Raw genomic sequence first — 16,806 nt, 5'->3', positions numbered from 1 at the left:
AGGCCGTGGGTAACCCCGCCCACCCCCCCCCGCCAACCCCACCCCGCCGGGGCGCCCCCCAAGCCGGGCCCGCCGAGGCCGTAGTCAGTTGTGGGTGTCAGAGCCGCCCGCCCACATCCGGGGGCGCTATGTCGCGGGTCGGTGATCGTCGATCGCCGAGGCGACAACTGATCTCGCAACGGTCGGGGTAACTCCGGGGGCACGCCCAGAATCGGTTCGGCACCCAACCGTCGCCCGCATGCATGGCGGGCGACGGATCTCAGCCGGGCGCTGAATATTCGGGGAGGCGGGGGAGCCTAGCCCAGGCGCTCCTTCAGGGCCTCGAACTCGTCGCGCACGCCCGAAGGCAGCTTGTCGCCGACGAACTCGAACCACTCCTCGATCATCGGGATCTCGCGCTTCCACTCCTCGGCGTTCACCACGAGCGCCTCCTCGACGTCGGCCGCGTTCACGTCCAGGCCCTCCAGCAGGAGGTTGGAGGCGTGCGGCACGGTGCCGATCGGGGTGGCCTCACCCTGGGCGGTGCCCTCGATGCGGCCGACGATCCACTCCAGCACGCGGGAGTTCTCGCCGAATCCGGGCCACAGGAAGCGGCCGTCGTCGCCGCGGCGGAACCAGTTGACGTAGAAGATCTTCGGCAGCTTCTCCGCGTCGGCGTTCTTGCCCAGGTTCACCCAGTGGTTCATGTAGTCGCCCACGTGGTAGCCCAGGAACGGCAGCATCGCCATCGGGTCGCGCCGCACGGTGCCGACCTTGCCCTCGGCGGCGGCGGTCTGCTCCGACGACATGGTCGCGCCCATGAAGACGCCGTGCTGCCAGTCGAAGGACTCGGTCACCAGCGGGACGGTGGTCTTGCGGCGACCGCCGAACAGGATCGCCGAGATCGGCACGCCCTGCGGGTCGTCCCACTCGGGAGCCAGGGTGGGGCACTGCGACATCGGGGTGCAGTAGCGCGAGTTCGGGTGCGCGGCAAGCGTCTCCGAGTCCCGCTCGTACCAGTCGTTGCCCTTCCAGTCGATGAGGTGATCCGGCCGGCCCTCGAGGCCCTCCCACCACACATCGCCGTCATCGGTGAGCGCCACGTTGGTGTAGACCGTGTTGCCCGCGTCGATGGTGGCCATCGCGTTCGGGTTGGAGGAGTGGTTGGTGCCCGGCGCGACGCCGAAGAAACCGAACTCCGGGTTGACCGCGTACAGGCGGCCGTCCTTGCCGAAACGCATCCACGCGATGTCGTCGCCGAGGGTCTCGGCGCGCCAGCCCGGGATGGTCGGCTGGATCATCGCGAGGTTGGTCTTGCCACAGGCCGACGGGAAGGCGGCGGCCACGTAGTAGTTCTTGTTCTCGGGCGAGATGAGCTTGAGGATGAGCATGTGCTCGGCCAGCCAGCCCTCGTCGTGCGCCATGGCCGAGGCGATGCGCAGCGAGTAGCACTTCTTGCCCAGCAGCGCGTTGCCGCCGTAACCCGAACCGTAGGACCAGATCTCGCGGTCCTCGGGGAAGTGGGTGATGTACTTGGTGTCGTTGCACGGCCACGGCACGTCGGCCTGGCCCTCGGCCAGCGGGGCGCCCAGCGAGTGCAGCGCCTTCACGTACGGGCGGTCGGTGCCGAGCTTGTCCAGCGCGGCGGAGCCGGCGCGGGTCATCACGCGCATGGAGACCACGACGTACTCGGAGTCGGTGAGTTCGACGCCCAGCTTCGGGTCGTCGGCGCCCAGCGGGCCCATGCAGAAGGGCACCACGTACATGGTGCGGCCCTTCATGGAACCGCGGTACAGCTCGGTCATGGTCGCGCGCATCTCGGCCGGGTCGACCCAGTTGTTGGTCGGGCCCGCGTCGGACTCGTTGCGCGAACAGATGTAGGTGCGAGATTCGACGCGCGCGACGTCGGAGGGATCGGAGAGGGCCAGGTACGAGTTCGGCTTCTTCTGCTCGTTCAGCTTCTTGAACGTGCCGGCCGCGACGAGCTGCTCGGAGAGCCGCACCGCCTCTTCCTCGGAGCCGTCCACCCAGACCACGCGATCGGGCTGGGTGAGTTCTGCGACCTCCTGTACCCAGGCAAGCAGTTCCTTGTGCTCGGTGGGCGCGGTGCCATCGTGAAGACCAGGAATGGTCGCTGAGGTCATGAAACAACTCTCCTGAGATAGGGGGCCCGGGGTGCTCGCGACACCGAGTGCCACCACTTGCGGCAAGGCGACCACCAGCGACTTGCCGATAGCCGTCCCGGCTGGACGGCGTACAAGGACCAAGCGGACGCCCAGGTTCCTGCCATAGAGGTTAACGCCATATATCGCGGCGTATGGAATCGGGTTGTCCAGTCGGTACCGGGTCGAAACCTCCGACCAGCGACTATGCGAATTCGAGTGCGGTCAGGTCACGTTCACACGCCGTGGATAAAGCGGGCCTACGCTGGGCCGCCTGCCGCAATCGGGCCTCCAATTCTCCTACCCTTCGGTCTGTTTCGATGAGCTGGGCCGTGCTCGATGTCACTACGTGTTCGGTGAGTCGTTCCTCCGCCTCCACCAGCGCGGTCGCGACCCTTTGTTCCAGCTGTGCTTTGACGTTGACCAGCACGTCGGCGGCCCATTGGCCGAGATGCGCGCGGTCGGCGAGTTCGCGACGTGCCCGCACGACCCAGGCGGCGACGGCGGCACCGAGGAACAGACCGACCGGCACAATCCCGTATTCCAGGGCCTCCCAGAGCGCCAGCGGGGCCATCATCAGCCGCCCGAGCCCGAACCCCGCGGAGGCGCCGAGCGCGATCATCAGATGATCTTCGACACCCCGGCAGCGCGGATCCGGGCCGGGGCCGACCCGGGGCCGACGAACATCGCGTTCGACCCCGGGCGTGTCGGGAGCCGCGGCGGCCGGTGTGGCCCCGGCGATTCCGACCGACCGCTCGACCAGGTCCGCCAGCTCGGCCAGCCGCATCCGCACCGCGCGGTCGATCTCGCGTGTGATCTTTTCCACTGCCGCCTGCAGCACCCCGGGATAGCCCGGCTGGCGCGCGCGGGGCAGCCGATCGATCTCGGCGCGCGCGGCGGTGTGGACGCCGCGCACCCGGACCCCGACCTCGTGCACCAGATCCACGCGCGCCAAATGCAACCGATTCCGCAGCATCGACATGGCGGGCCCGCGCCCGCCGTCCCCGATCGCCAGCAGGGCGGCGCGCTCGGCACGCAGTGCCGCGACATCCCCGCCGTCGCGCAACTTCGCGAGTTCGCACCCGATGCGTTCCCGGGTCTGCTCCAGCACCCGGGCCCGGACGAGCGCTACCTGATCCTCCGCCGCCCCCGCGCCCGCCGCGGCCACCAGCCGGGCATGCAGAAGGCCGAGACCCGACCGATCCGCCAGCGCCGCATCCCCGTTCGCCCGCGCCAGCGCGGCCAGCCGCGCCGAGACCGGAACGATCTCGACCGCCGCGCCGGCCGCCAGGACCCGCGCGTCCCCCTCGAGAACTGCCCGCCACTCCGCGTGCGCGGCAAAACCCTCCAGCGCGAACACGATCCGTGTGCCCGCCGCCCGCAGCGCACGCACCGTACCGAGGGTCTCCCGCCCGACCGGCGCCCCTGCTTCCAGAACGACACACGCCACGGCCACCGGCCTGCCCTCGACCCCACCTGCACCCCTGACCACCGATTCCCTCGGCTCCGAGTCGAATTCGCCCGTCCCCCACCCCCGCGCCCCGCCGTCCACCACCTCGACCCGAGGCACACACCGAGCCAGCTCGGCCCGCAACAACGCCGTGTCCCCCGCGTCCCGCCCCACCAACACGACTTCGTCCCCACCCCGCCCACTCCCCATGGCCAGCAGCAGCGCCAGCCCGTGCGGGTTCCACCGCCCCACGACCCGCTCCACCCCCGGCTCGAGCATCGCCACTCGCCGCGGCGGCCCCGCGACGGGTTCGGCGAGCACGGCTTCCACGGTCTCCTCGGGCACGGTCCCGGCCGGTCCGCCCGACGCGGTCCCGACCGGTTGGCCAGGCCCAGTCCAGACCGGGTCGCTGGGCACGACTTCCACCGGTTCGCCAGTCACATGCCCGACCGGAACTCCAGCCATGGCGCAAACAGGGCTCCCCAGCGCGGCCGCCGACTCGCCGGAGACATCGGCCTCCGATTCACCCGGCACAGCGGTCGACTCGTTCGGCACCGGCGCGACAACCGGATTCGGCACGCCGGGAGCCATGGGCGACATGCTCCCCACCGATGCCGCCGCCTCGCCGGGCGCTGTCACCGCACGCTCAACCCCCGCTTCACCGGTCCCACCGGTGTCCGACCGCCCATTCCGCGGTTCCGGCAAGTCGAGCGTGCCGAACAACTTCCTACCGCCCTGCCCCGCACCCCCGCTGCCGTCCTCAGCCCCGCTCTGCACAGCGCCGCCCAACACCCCTCCGGACCCGAGATCTCCCTCCACCCCCCGTCATTCGTCACCACCCCCACCCTCGTCTCTCCCCATCCCAACTTGGGTGCCTCGCCGAGACCCCGGACCACATCTCGCCGAGGGCCACGCGCTCAGCTCGCTCGAATGCCGGCTGCCACGACGGTGCTAATCGGTTCGAGCTACGAGCCGGCCTGAAGCCGATCCACGACCAGAAGAGCGTCCGAGCCGCCGAGGGGCCGAGCCACTGCGGATCGGGGGCGATCGCGGGTTGAGGCGGAGCGCACCGGCGAAGGGCATTGGGTCACGGGCAGCGCGGTTGGTCAGTCGGGGAACTCCAGGAGCGGGTGGGGGCGGGCGGCCTCCTCGGCCAGGCGGGTCGCGGCGGCGGCGTAGCGGGTGTGGAGCTCCTCGTGGAGGGGGTCTATGCCGCTGGCGGAGTGGAGGATCTGGAGGAGGGGGCGGGGAGCGAGGGTGGGGGCGTGGTTCAGGGCGGTCAGGGCGCAGGCCACGCCATAGAGGGTCCAGCGGTCCAGGAGGGTGTGGCGGTCGGGGGTGTCCAGGGCCACGGACGGGTCGGTGAAGAGCTCGGGGAGCAGGGTGAAGGCGGGGGTCTCGCGGTGGCGGTGGCGGTGCAGGGTGTGCAGGTCTGCGGGAGTGAAGGTGCCGGTTCGGGTGCGGGCCGCCAAGGTCGACACCACGGGGAAAGTGGAGTGGCCCAGGGTGCGGGTGAGGCGGTCGGCCACGGCGGCCGCGTCCGGCCAGCGGGCGCCGACCGCGTCGGCCTTGTTCAGGACCACGAGGACGCGGCCCGGGGGCAGGGCGGAGAGCAGGCGGCGGTCGGCGGAATTCGCGGCGCCGGGCAGGACGTAGAGGACGAGGTCGGCATCCAGGACCGGGTCGGTGCGGCCGGGCGCGTCCAGCGGCGCGGTCTCCTCGGCCGACAGCAGGGACAGCGCGTCCCGCAGGGTGGATTTACCGGCGCGGGCGCGGCCGGTGATCTGAATGCGCGGGGAGGGCCCGTGCGACACGCGGGCAGCCTAGCCCGGACCCGCTCGCGCAGGCGGACATTCGACCTCCGCTGACCGAAATGCCGCCTTCAACAGGACAAACCGACTCATACCCCTCCGGGTCCAACTGTGCGACAGCGCATTTCACCGACACCGCTCTTCACACACACCGCCGAACCACCTACTGTTTCGATCCGGTCGGCGGGCACCGCCGGCAGGTCCCCCGAGCCCATGGGCCGGGACTCAGCCAGGAAGGTCGCCAGCACCCGTGACCAAGCACCACGCCGACGGCGTCGCCGCCCCGCCGGCCCGATCGGATTCCCCTGCCGGACAACCCGATCCGTCGGCCCCCCACCCCGACGCGAACCTCACTGCCGCCGCCGGCCGCCGCGCCGCGGGCGCCGCCCGCCCGGTTCCGCCCAGCCGCGACCCCTTCTTCCACACCCCGGCCGGCCTGGCCATGCAGCCGCCGGGCACCATTCTGCGCACCCGCCCGGTCGAACTCGCGCTGCTCGGCGTTATCCCCCAGCAGGTGACGGCCTGGCAATTGCTGTACCGCAGCAACGATTTACACGGCCGCCCCGAGGTCGCGGTCACCACCGTGCTCCTACCCAAGGGCGCGGACCCCGGCGCCGACCGCCCGCTGCTCGCCTTCCAGTCCGCCCAGGACGCGGTGACCGATCGCTGCGCCCCGTCCTACGCCCTGCGCCGCGGCGCGCTCTCGCCCGGTTCGGTCACCCAGTGGGAATGGATGCTGGTCGCCAACGCGCTGCGCCGCGGCTGGGCGGTCACCATCGCCGATCACGAGGGCCCCAAGGGCGGCTTCGGCGTGGCCCGCGAACCCGGCTACCGCACCCTCGACGGCATCCGCGCGGCCCTGCGTTTCGCACCGCTCGGCCTGCGCCCGGAGACCCGGATCGGGGTCTGGGGCTATTCGGGCGGCGGCATGGCGAGTTCGTGGACCGTGGAGATGGCCCCCGAGTACGCCCCCGAACTCGATATCGCCGGCGCCGTGCTCGGCGCGCCCGTCGGCGATCCGGCCGCGGTCTTCCTGCGCCTGGACGGCGGCCTGTACGCCGGTTTCCCCGCGATCGTCATCGCCGCGCTGCAGCAGGTCTACCCGGTCCTGGCCGACGTGGTCCGCAAGGACTTCACCCCCGCGGGTCACCGCCTGCTGCACCGGGTCGAGCAGCTCGGCCCGATCGCCGCCCTGCCGCTGCTGGTCGGCTGCCGCCTGGAGGACTACCTGCGCCGGCCGCTGGCGGAGATCCTGCCCGAGCTCGAGGACATGTTCGCCGATATTCGCCTGGGCAATACCGCCCCGGCCTGCCCCGTGCTGGTCGTGCACCCGGTGCGGGATCAGGTGATCCACGTCTCGGGCGTCGACGCCCAGGTCGAGCGCTACCGGGCCAACGGCGCCGAGGTCTGGTACCTGCGCGATCGGCTGAGCGAACATTTCTCGCTGCTGCCGCTGGCGACGCCGCTGACCCTGGATTGGCTGGCCGATCGGCTCGCGGGCAAAACTCTCACCGAACCCACAACCGAGACCGTCTGGTCGGTAGCGCTGCCGCCCGCCCGCTGGCGGGGACTGCTGGAATTGGCAACCACCGCAATGCGAGTCACGCTGGGGCTGTCGCTCACACAGCAGTCGCCGCAGGTCGCCGCCGAGGCGCCGGGCCTGGCGGCCTGACGGTCGATCCGCTCCCCAACACGTAGTCGATTGCTGCGGTAACTACTCAATACTGGACAATGGACGCCGTGAACGACGCCGCGAACCACACTGCCGAGTCAGTCCCCGGGCCGCGGTCCGCCGACCACGCGGATGCGGGTGCGCCCGCCGGCGCGGGTGTGGATCGTCCCCGCGACAATCGCCTCTACCCCCGGGTAACCAGCTTCCGGTCGCGCCGGGGCGCGCTGACCCAGCCGCAGCAGCAGTCCTGGGAGCGCATGTGGCCGTCCATCGGCCGCGAGGTGTCCCAGGACAAGCTCGACGCCGACGCGTGGTTCGGCCGCAGCGCCCCGCTGATCATCGAAATCGGCTGTGGCACCGGCACCGCCACCGCGGCGATGGCGCAGGCCGAGCCGCAGTTCAATCTGATCGGCGTCGAGGTCTACCGCCCGGGTCTGGCACAGCTGGTGCAGCGCATCGAGCGCGAGTCCATCGACAACATCCGGCTGCTGCGCGGTGACGCGGTCTCGGTTCTCGAGCACATGATTGCTCCGGAGTCGCTGACAGGTGTCCGAGTGTTCTTTCCGGACCCGTGGCCGAAGGCGCGGCACCACAAGCGCCGGCTGCTGCAGCCCACGACGCTGACCTTGATCGCCAGTCGGCTGCGTCCGGGCGGCGTGTTGCACGTCGCGACCGATCACGCGGATTACGCGGAACACATTGCCGAAGTGGGCGCGGGAGAATCGCAGCTCATCGGCATGAATGAGACCACGGGTGGGGACCCCGCGCAGTATCTTGAAAACGCACCGATCGGTTTCGAACGCCCGATTACGAAGTTCGAGGGCAAAGGACTCCGCGCGGGTAGCGCTATCAACGAGTTCATCTGGGGGAAGATCGAATCATGAGCGTCAGTGAGATGGCCCCGGAGGTCGCGGATGTTGCCGGAATAATGCACGGCGCAGGGTCGTCGGAACTAACCGGCAACACGAGCCTCTCGGGCACCACATCGGACGTGCGCCGGGTTCTCCTCGTGTGGGACGCCCCCAATTTGGATATGGGTCTGGGCGCCATTCTCGGTGGCCGCCCGACCGCCGCCTATCGCCCGCGTTTCGACGCGCTGGGCCGCTGGCTGCTCGCCCGGACCGCCGAACTCTCGGTCGGCAGTCGCACCCGCGTCGAACCCGAAGCCACCGTTTTCACCAATATCGCCCCCGGCACCGCCGATGTCGTGCGCCCCTGGGTGGAGGCGCTTCGCAATGTCGGCTACGCAGTCTTCGCAAAACCCAAAATCGATGAAGATTCCGACGTGGACAGCGATATGCTCGCCCACATCGAGCTACGCCGCCGCGGCGCCGGGCTGGCCGGAATCATGGTCGCCTCCGCCGATGGCCAGGCATTCCGCGCACCGCTCGAGGAAATAGCCGCCAGCGGCGTTCCTGTCCAGGTGCTGGGATTCCGCGAGCACGCGAGTTGGGCGGTCACGTCGGATATTCTCGAGTTCATCGACCTCGAGGACATCCCGGGCGTGTTCCGTGAACCGCTGCCCAGGGTCAGTCTCGAGTCGCTGCCCGACGAGGGAGCATGGCTGCAGCCGTTCCGGCCGCTGTCAGCGCTGCTCACCTCCCGCCCCGCTCAAGGAGTCGCTTAGTGTTCACCCGCTGGGGCGACCTGGTCTACAAACTGCGCTACACGGTTCTGGGCTTGTCGATCGCCGGGTTTCTCGCGCTCGGTGCCTTCGGGCTCGGGGTAGAGAGCCATCTCAGCTCCAGCGGCTGGTTCAACCCGCATTCCGAGTCGACCAAGGCGGCGGTCCTGCAGGACCAGACCTACGGTCGCGACCACAACAGCGACATCGTGCTGCTGTTCACCGCGCCCGAGGGCAAGACGATCGACGATCCGGAATGGAGCGCGAAGGTCGTCGAGGCCCTCAACCGGCTGCCCGAGGAGTACCCCGAGATCTCCAAGGTCAACGGGTCGTACTGGCGCACGACCACCGGCGAGTACTCGCCGAGCTTCTTCGGCTCGAAGGACAAGCAGCACGCGTTCGCCACCCTCGCGCTGGCGGGCAACAACGACAACGACATGCTGCGCAGCTACGACGCGGTGCAGAACGCCTTCGACATTCCCGGCGTCACGGTCGAGGTCGCGGGCATGCAGCCCATCGCGTTCACGCTGAACGACACCATCTCCAGCGACGTCAAGCGCATGGAGATGCTGGCGCTGCCCGCCGTCGCCGTGCTGCTGTTCCTCATCTTCGGCGGCATCGTGGCCGCCTCGCTGCCGCTGATCATCGGCGGCCTCACGATCATCGCCTCCAACGGCATCATCATGGGCCTGACCAAGTTCACCGAGGTGAACTCGTTCGTCATGGCCGTCGTCTCGATGATCGGCCTGGGCCTGGCGATCGACTACGGCCTGTTCATCGTGAGCCGCTTCCGCGAGGAGCTGGCCGAGGGGTACGACACCAAGGCCGCCGTGCGGCGCTCGGTACAGACCGCGGGCCGGACGGTGTCCTCCTCCGCGACGATGATCATCGCCGCCAGCGCGGGCATGCTGCTGTTCCCGCAGGGCTTCCTCAAGTCCGTCGCCTACGGCACCATCGCCGCGGTGCTGCTGGCCATGGTCTCCGCGCTCACCGTGCTGCCCGCGATCCTGGGCATCCTCGGCCCGCGCGTGGATGCCCTGGGCCTCAAGTGGATTCGCAAGACCAAGACCGCCGAAGAGGTCGAGAACGGCCTGTGGGGCCGGCAGACCGCCTGGGTCATGAAGCATCCGCTCAAGGTCGCGATTCCGCTGACCATCGTGCTGCTGCTGCTCATCATCCCGGTCAAGAATCTGCAATTCGGCGGTATCAGCGAGACCTACCTGCCGCCGGACAACAAAGTCCGCATGGCGCAGGAGCATTTCGACGAGATCTTCCCGCTGCGTAAATCGGATCCGGTGCAGCTGGTCATCGTCACCGATAATTCGCGCGATATCGGCGCGATTCTCACCCAGGCGAATCAGGCACCCGGACTGGTGAAGAACTCCCAGTTCGGCATTCCGGCGAAACCGCCGAACGGCTCGAATGTCTGGAAGACCGAAGCGACCGTTCTCACCCCGGATCATCCCGAGGAGACCGTGGATTATCTGCGGGCCATGGAGGTGCCGGCGGGCGCGGAGGTGATGGTCACCGGTCAACCGGTCATGATGATGGACAGCATCAACTCGCTGCTCGACATCATGCCGATCATGATCGCGCTGGTGCTGCTGATCACCACGATCCTGATGTTCCTGACGTTCGGATCGCTGGTGCTCCCGCTCAAGGCCGCGCTCATGAGCGCGCTCGGATTGGGTTCCACGCTCGGCATTCTGACGTGGATCTTCATCGACGGGCACGGCGCGGGGCTGCTGAACTTCACCCCGCAACCGATCATGTCGCCGATCCTGGTGTTGATCATCGCGATCATCTACGGCCTGTCGATCGACTACGAGGTATTCCTGCTGTCCCGCATGGTCGAAGCGCGAGCGCAGGGCGCGAGCACGACCGAGGCGGTACGCATAGGCACCGCGCAGACCGGTCGCATCATCACCGCGGCCGCACTCATCCTGCTGGTGGTGACGGGCGCGTTCGCCTTCTCCGAACTGGTGATGATGCAGTACATCGCCTACGGCATGGTGTCGGCGCTGATCATCGACGCGACGGTGCTGCGCATGCTGCTGGTGCCGGCCACCATGAAGCTGCTCGGCGACGACTGCTGGTGGGCTCCGGCCTGGATGAAGAAGGTGCAGGAGAAGATCGGGCTCGGCGAGCCGATCCTCGACGACGAGCGGCCCGGCGGCGGCGAAGTGGTGGACCTGGTCAAGACCACGCCCATCACCGACCCGGTGACCATGCAGATGCCCGCGCTGACCGACAGCCAGGCGATTCCGCGTATCCGGCGGCCCAAGCCCGCGCGCATGATCGACATCGACGTGGACGGCAACGCGCCGACCCAGCAGATCACCGACTCGAAGCCGGCCGGACCCGCCGCGCCCGGCGGCGTACCGGGAGCGGCTCCCAAGTCGCTCGGCACCCCGCCCGAGGCGGCCAATGGTGTTCCAGCGCAACCGGGCAACGGCGTTCCCGCACAACCGGGTAACGGCATTCCGGCGCAGCCGGGTAACGGCGTTCCCGCGGACCGGCCGGCCGGCGGCGCGTTCCCCCGGACACCCGGGCACGGCGTCACCCCGCGCACGGTCGACCGGCCCGGTCGCGAGACGCCCGAGTCCGATGCCGCCCGGAACCGGGACGGCGCCTTCGCGCAGCCGCCCAAGCCGGCGCCGCTCGCGAACCCGGCGATTCCGACTGTCTCCCAGTCGGATTCGGCGCCCGCGAAGCATCCGATCGGCGCGGAGCGGGTGCTGCCGCCGCCCGGGAGCAACATCGCGCCGCATCCGGCGACCCGCGCGCAGCTGTACCAGCCCGGCGGTGACGCGGGCGAGACCGCGAACGCCGGTGCGGAGCAACCGCATCCGACGCATCACTCGCTCGAGGATCAGCCCGCCGGGGACGGTCGCAGCAGTATCGAGCAGTGGATGTCGGACCTGCGTTCGGCCCGGCGCCCGGCCGAGGATCTGGACGACGAGGGCAAGCATCGGGGCGGCGAGGGCCGCACCGTCAGCGTGAACGAATTACTGCGCCGGCAGAACCGGGACTGATCCCGGAAGCACCGACGCTCGGAACACAACGAAGCCCGGCCGTATCGCACGGCCGGGCTTCGTCGTTCGGATCACGCTCCGGCGCTCCGCCGGATCACGATGTGGACGGACCGGCCTGGGCCGATTCGGCGAACGCCCGGGCATAACGCGTGCCCGCCAGCAGCAGGAGCACGCCGACCACCAGGAACGCGCCCGCGCGGACCAGACCGTCTAGGGTGGCCAGGTCGAACAGGAACAGCTTGGCCAGCGAGGCTGCGGTGACCAGCAGACCGGCCGCGAGCGCCACCTTGGCCGCCTGCGGGGTGCGGGTGAGCCGGCGCAGACCGTAGAGCAGCGCGGTGGTGGCGGCCGCCATCCAGATGACGGTGGCGATGCCGTGCCCGGCGCGGAAGCCGTCGGGGCTGCCGGTGGCGATGCCGATCGAGACGGTCAGCGCAGTCACCGCGTACAGGGCCGCGATGCCGCCCACCACGCCGAGCGCGCTGGCGTCGCTCTCGGTGGCGGCGAGGCCGAGCCTGCGGGCGCACCAGAACGCGGTGGCGAGGACGGCGAGCGCGGCGACGGCGGCCAGGGCGGTCGAGATGCCCAGGTACCGTTCGGCTTCGGCCTGTTCGGCCAGGGTGGACGGGTTGGCCCGCTCCAGGAAGACCAGGGTGCCGGCAACCCCGAAGGCCGCGCCGAGACCGGTCGTCAGCCGCGAGCGCTGCTGCCCGGCCACCGCGAGGAAGCCCAGGGCCGCGAGGAAGAGCGCGATCGGGAGTGTCTGCACCCGGGTCGCCCCGACGCACGCCTCGAGCAGGGCGCAGGCGCCCGCCACGGCCGCGACCGCCGCGAGGTGGCCCGGAACACGCACGCGCTCGGACAGTTTCGAGATCCACGGCAGGGCGGCGACGAGCAGCAGCACGGCCGCGAAGACGGCGGACACGAGTACCGAGGTGCGGCGCTCGAACATGACGGGCGCGGCCAGCAGCGGCACGGTGGCCGCGGCGAAGGTCAGGCTCGCGGTCAGGTCTCCGGCGCGGGCGCGCACCGAGACCAGCGCACCGGCCAGGCCGATGACGGCCACCGCGACGGCGGCGGCGAGGATCTCGTAGCGCTGCCCGCGCGCGGCGTCGCCCAGCGCGGCGGCGGCCACGGCGAAGAAGACGGCCAGCGCCGCGGGCAGGGTGCGCACGAGGTGCAGCCACGGCCAATCCCGCACCACCTGTACGGGAACCGCGGCGAGCTGCAGCACGATCAGGAAGACCAGCAGCGCGATTCCGGTGGCGACGGCGGGCGACAGCAGCGCGGCGCCCAGCACCACCAGCACCGCCAGAGCCTGTGCGCGCCACCGCATCGCGAGCGCCACGCCACCGGCCGCGATCCCCAGCGCGACGCCGTAGCCGATGATCGGATGCAGCCACCCGTACACGGCGGTCACCGCGACGACGGTCAGGTATCCCCCGGCGATACCCGTGGCCGCCAGCGCGACCGCGCCCACCTGCCCGCCGGCCCGGCCGTGCACCCGCCCGGCGATACCCACCAGCGCCGCCGAGAACAGCGCCCCGGCAACGACTCTCGGCACCGGCCCGAAGATTCCGGCCTGCGCCGCCAGCACCAGCAGCATCACGACGCCGATGAGCGTGACGCCGACCCCCGCGACCGCGAGCACCCGGCTGACGACCCCCTCACGCTGCCACCACGGCGTCCGCACCGGTCGCGGCGCACGGCGCTGCGGTGCGACGGGCGGCATGGCCCCGTACACCGGCTGCCCCGCCGGTCCGACCCGTGGCGGCGGCCCGCCCATCCACCCGGCCCGGGTCTGCGCGGGCGCCAAGGGAACTCCCGCGTAGCGCGGCGGAACGGGTGCACCCTGATACGGCGGCGGCGGTAGCAGTCCCCCGGCCGGCGGTACCGGCGCGGCGGGCGGGTTCTGCCATCCGGGCGCACCGGTGGTCGGAGCGCCGGTCCGATCAGGTTCGGCCGCAGAGGTTTCCGACGCTCGACGCGCGAACGCCGCTGCGGCAGCGGCGGCTTCGGCCGCCGGTACGGAATCCGCCGGACCGGTAGCTTCGGCCGGTACGGGCCGCGCCCACTCACCGGGCGGCGGCACGACGCCGCCCGCCACCGAGGGCATCGGGGCGGGCGGTGTGCGGGGGTTCGGCGGCTGCGACGGGAACGCGCCCGTCGCGGCGCCCTGGGCGGTCGGCCCGCCCCGCTCGGCGACGAGTTGCCCGCGCAGGACCTCGAGGTCCCGGCCGAGCGTGCTCATGTGGTCGCTGAGCGAGGTGAATTCGGTCGACAGCCGTGCGATCAAGCGGGGATCGATGGCGGTGTTCATGCCCTAAAGCCTCGCGACCGGCGCTTTCTCCCACATGAGTAGAAACCCCCGAGCCACCCCCGATTCCTACCCCAACCCAGTTTGCCCGACCGATGTCACAGCACAGACCACCGTCTGACAGTTCCCCGGGACGAGAGGTGACCACGTTGCGTAATCAGGGCGAACGCGAACGACCCGCACGGCTTCGGCGGTGCTGACGGCGCGATCCCCGTTTCGAACTGCCCGCCGCCGAACGCGCTCGGCGCCGCCTCGAGTTCGCGAAGTGGATCGCGTCGGACCGCATGTCCGAAACCGTCGGCGACAGATCTCGCTGCCGGTTGATCGAGCCGGATCCGCGCCGGGTGGCCGGGCCGGTCAGGCGGACTGAGACGCCGCGCGGGTCAGGGTCGCGCGGACCTCGGCCACCACGCGGGTGGGGGCCTCGAGCATCGGGACGTGGCCTACGCCGGTCAGGGGGCGGACGTCGAGGGCCGGGGTCGTGGGGAGGTCGGGGTAGAGGTGGGCGGGGAGGATCCGGTCGTGCTGGGGGAGCAGGATCGTGGTGGGGGTCTCCAGGGTCGACAGGGTCGTGAAACCCTTGGGGAGCAACGGATCCTGGGTCAGATCGGTTGTTATCGTGCAGTGGGTCACGGCGGCGGCCATCGCCTTGGCGAGCTGGTTGGGTACCGCGGCGGGGCGGTGGGCCAGCAGCGGGAGCAGCAGGCTGCGGAGCATCGTGGGCATGGTGGCGGGGCGATCGGTGGAGATGCCGACCACTGGGCCGAAGATCAGGAACTTGCGCAGCAGGGCGTCGGCGGCCTGCGGGGTGCGCCACAGTCCGGCGGGCGCGATGGCGGTGACCGATCGGGCCCGGCCGCGCGCCGCCAGTTCCAGGGCGAGCCAGCCGCCGAGCGAGTTGCCGACGATATGCGCTGTGGGCCAGCCCACTTCGTCGAGCAGGGCCTCGGCGAAGTCGGCGAGCGCGCCGACGGTGACCGGCCGCTCGGGTTCGGGGCCGCCGAAGTGCCCGGGCAGGGTGGGCGCCAGGACGTCGTGATCGGCGGCCAGGTCGTCGATGATCGGAATCCAGGACTGCCAGGTCAGCAGCACCCCGTGCAACAGCAGCAGGGGTTCGCCGCGGCCGGTGCGCACCAGTGGTTTCGGAATCGCGCCCGCCGCCCCGCCTTCGACCATGCGCGTGAGGATACCCGCCGGAACCGCCTGCCGCCGCAGCCCATTCGGGCCCCGGGGGTCAGGCTCCGTTCAGGAAACGCTTCCAGTTCGTGCCGAAGGGATGCTTTGCGGTGATCGAGCCGAAGCGCAGGTCACCGAGCACGACCAGGTGCAGCGGGCCCATGGGCGGCCCGGTGCGCACCTTGTTGTTGGCCGAGGAACCGACCAGGTCGACGCCGTTCACGTCGACGGTCGCCTCGCCCGGCACGACGAGTTCGATCGAGCTGAAGTACCCGGTGAGCCGAATCTCCACCACCTGCGTGGACATGATGGCCTGGGTGAAATCGAGGGTGACACCGCCCATGAAGCTCTCCACCGTCAACGCCGGCGGCACCTGCCAGGGCCCCTTACGGGTGATGCCGGACATGCGCGCCCGAATCACGGTGCCCGACACCGGCGTCCGAGGGTTGGCGAATTGCGCTGCGGCGGTGGCGAATCCGGTGGCGAACTGCGCGCGCCCGCCGGTGAACGGCCGGGGTGCGGAGTGGACGCGCGCGTTCGGGTAGTGCGGCGGCGCCTGTCCGGGCTGCCCGGCCAGCCGGATACCGGGTAGGTCGACCAGCACGGCGTTGAGCTCGCCGCGCGTCTTGGCCGCCAGCGCGGTGTCCATGCGCTCGGTGAATTCCCCCAGGGACAGCATGCCCAGGCCCACCGCGCGCTGCAGCAACGTTCCGACGTGTTCGCATTCGGCATCCCCCACGCGCAGGTCGCGATCGCCGATCACGCCCGTCTCGATGCCGGATTCAGGGCCACCCATGCCTTCGAGGCTAGCCAGCGCGGGGGTGTTCGCGCATCAGGGCAATCCCTGAATCCCGCCCCCACGCCCGGATACCGCGGCCGCTATTCCAGGCCCTGTTCGATCGCGTACCGCGTCAGTTCCACCCGGTTGCCGAGCTGGAGTTTGCGCAGCGTGGACTGCACGTGGTTCTCCACGGTCCGGTGACTCAGGTTCAGGCGGGTCGCGATCTGCCGGGCCGAGAGTCCCTTGGCGACCATGCGCAGCACCTCGGTCTCGCGGTCGGTGAGGGCGGGCCGGTGCGGTTCGTCCCGGTCGGCCGGGCTGTTGGCGATGCGCCGGAACTCCCCGAGCACGAGGCCGGCCAGGCCCGGGGTGAACACGGCCTGCCCCGCGGCGGTGGCCCGCACGGCGTCGGCGAGTTCGGTGGCCGAGGCGCTCTTGACCAGGTAACCGATGGCCCCGGCCTTGATGGCGTCGAGGACGTCGTCGCGTTCGGCCGAGGCCGAGAGCACCAGGACGTGGGTGCGCGGGGACACGCGCAGCACCTCACCCGTGGCGTCCGCGCCGTTGCCGTCGGGCAGTTGCATGTCCATGAGGACGACGGCGGGCTGGACCGCGGCGGCCCGCCGCGCGGCGGACGCGACGCCGTCGGCGGTGGCCACCACCTCGAATCCGGCCTCGGCGAGGTCGCGGGCAACGCCGTCGCGCCAGATCGGATGGTCGTCGACCACCATGACCGTGATCGGCCCTGCTTGTTCGGACATGTGCACCTCCGGTCCCATTGTGAGTGATCGCGGCCGCG

11 protein-coding genes are annotated in these 16,806 nt (G+C 70.6%); 4 read left to right on the top strand and 7 right to left on the bottom strand.

From position 1 onward, the window contains the following. Window positions 1–296: 296 nt before the first annotated feature. From ACWIGI_RS04910 to ACWIGI_RS04900, 3 genes are all read right to left on the bottom strand, one after another. The gene (locus ACWIGI_RS04910) at window positions 297–2,123 is read right to left on the bottom strand and encodes a phosphoenolpyruvate carboxykinase (GTP) (protein ID WP_454201008.1); all 1,827 of its coding nucleotides are present in this window, start codon (window positions 2,121–2,123) and stop codon (window positions 297–299) included. A gap of 223 nt (window positions 2,124–2,346) precedes the next feature. After that, window positions 2,347–3,936, bottom strand: coding sequence for a hypothetical protein (locus tag ACWIGI_RS04905; RefSeq protein ID WP_454201007.1), 1,590 nt, complete (start codon window positions 3,934–3,936; stop codon window positions 2,347–2,349). Window positions 3,937–4,697: 761 nt separating this feature from the next. Further along, a complete protein-coding gene (locus ACWIGI_RS04900) occupies window positions 4,698–5,405 on the bottom strand; it encodes a hypothetical protein (protein ID WP_454201006.1) in 708 nt (235 codons plus the stop codon). A 247-nt stretch (window positions 5,406–5,652) separates the two neighbouring features. Here ACWIGI_RS04900 and ACWIGI_RS04895 point away from each other — a divergent pair, with 247 nt between their 5' ends. From ACWIGI_RS04895 to ACWIGI_RS04880, 4 genes are read left to right on the top strand one after another with little or no spacing between them, the layout of a single operon-like run. Further along, window positions 5,653–7,074: a lipase family protein gene (locus tag ACWIGI_RS04895; protein WP_454201005.1), complete on the top strand. Its 1,422-nt coding sequence runs from the start codon at window positions 5,653–5,655 to the stop codon at window positions 7,072–7,074. Window positions 7,075–7,133: 59 nt separating this feature from the next. Further along, entirely contained in the window at window positions 7,134–7,958 is an 825-nt protein-coding gene (trmB, locus tag ACWIGI_RS04890; RefSeq protein WP_454201004.1) for a tRNA (guanosine(46)-N7)-methyltransferase TrmB, read from the top strand. Continuing rightward, complete coding sequence (locus tag ACWIGI_RS04885) at window positions 7,955–8,701, top strand: NYN domain-containing protein (protein ID WP_454201003.1); 747 nt, start codon at window positions 7,955–7,957, stop codon at window positions 8,699–8,701. The genes trmB and ACWIGI_RS04885 overlap by 4 nt, the downstream gene beginning before the upstream one ends. Further along, window positions 8,701–11,733 (top strand): MMPL family transporter, encoded by a 3,033-nt coding sequence (locus ACWIGI_RS04880; protein ID WP_454201002.1) that lies wholly within the window; start codon window positions 8,701–8,703, stop codon window positions 11,731–11,733. The genes ACWIGI_RS04885 and ACWIGI_RS04880 overlap by 1 nt, the downstream gene beginning before the upstream one ends. Before the next feature lie 94 nt (window positions 11,734–11,827). Here the strand turns inward: ACWIGI_RS04880 and ACWIGI_RS04875 are convergent, their stop codons facing one another. The 4 genes from ACWIGI_RS04875 to ACWIGI_RS04860 all read right to left on the bottom strand — a co-directional run bounded on the left by ACWIGI_RS04875 (window position 11,828) and on the right by ACWIGI_RS04860 (window position 16,768). Further along, window positions 11,828–14,053, bottom strand: a complete 2,226-nt coding sequence (locus ACWIGI_RS04875; protein WP_454201001.1) for a DUF2339 domain-containing protein — start codon at window positions 14,051–14,053, stop codon at window positions 11,828–11,830. Between the two features lie 354 nt (window positions 14,054–14,407). After that, entirely contained in the window at window positions 14,408–15,226 is an 819-nt protein-coding gene (locus ACWIGI_RS04870) for an alpha/beta fold hydrolase (protein ID WP_454201000.1), read from the bottom strand. A 58-nt stretch (window positions 15,227–15,284) separates the two neighbouring features. Then, window positions 15,285–15,986: a DUF1707 SHOCT-like domain-containing protein gene (locus ACWIGI_RS04865; RefSeq protein ID WP_454201037.1), complete on the bottom strand. Its 702-nt coding sequence runs from the start codon at window positions 15,984–15,986 to the stop codon at window positions 15,285–15,287. A 119-nt stretch (window positions 15,987–16,105) separates the two neighbouring features. Beyond that, window positions 16,106–16,768, bottom strand: a complete 663-nt coding sequence (locus ACWIGI_RS04860) for a response regulator (RefSeq protein ID WP_454200999.1) — start codon at window positions 16,766–16,768, stop codon at window positions 16,106–16,108. Window positions 16,769–16,806 lie beyond the last annotated feature (38 nt).

This window comes from Nocardia sp. NPDC055321, assembly GCF_053645575.1.
This window is presented reverse-complemented; position numbering and strand designations above follow the sequence as displayed.

What these genes read in the sequence shown, in the direction of transcription:
- ACWIGI_RS04910 (WP_454201008.1), bottom strand. Translation starts at nt 2,123, where the DNA reads ATGACCTCAGCGACCATTCCTGGTCTTCACGATGGCACCGCGCCCACC.
- trmB (WP_454201004.1), top strand. Translation starts at nt 7,134, where the DNA reads ATGGACGCCGTGAACGACGCCGCGAACCACACTGCCGAGTCAGTCCCC.
- ACWIGI_RS04885 (WP_454201003.1), top strand. Translation starts at nt 7,955, where the DNA reads ATGAGCGTCAGTGAGATGGCCCCGGAGGTCGCGGATGTTGCCGGAATA.
- ACWIGI_RS04875 (WP_454201001.1), bottom strand. Translation starts at nt 14,053, where the DNA reads ATGAACACCGCCATCGATCCCCGCTTGATCGCACGGCTGTCGACCGAA.
- ACWIGI_RS04870 (WP_454201000.1), bottom strand. Translation starts at nt 15,226, where the DNA reads ATGGTCGAAGGCGGGGCGGCGGGCGCGATTCCGAAACCACTGGTGCGC.
- ACWIGI_RS04860 (WP_454200999.1), bottom strand. Translation starts at nt 16,768, where the DNA reads ATGTCCGAACAAGCAGGGCCGATCACGGTCATGGTGGTCGACGACCAT.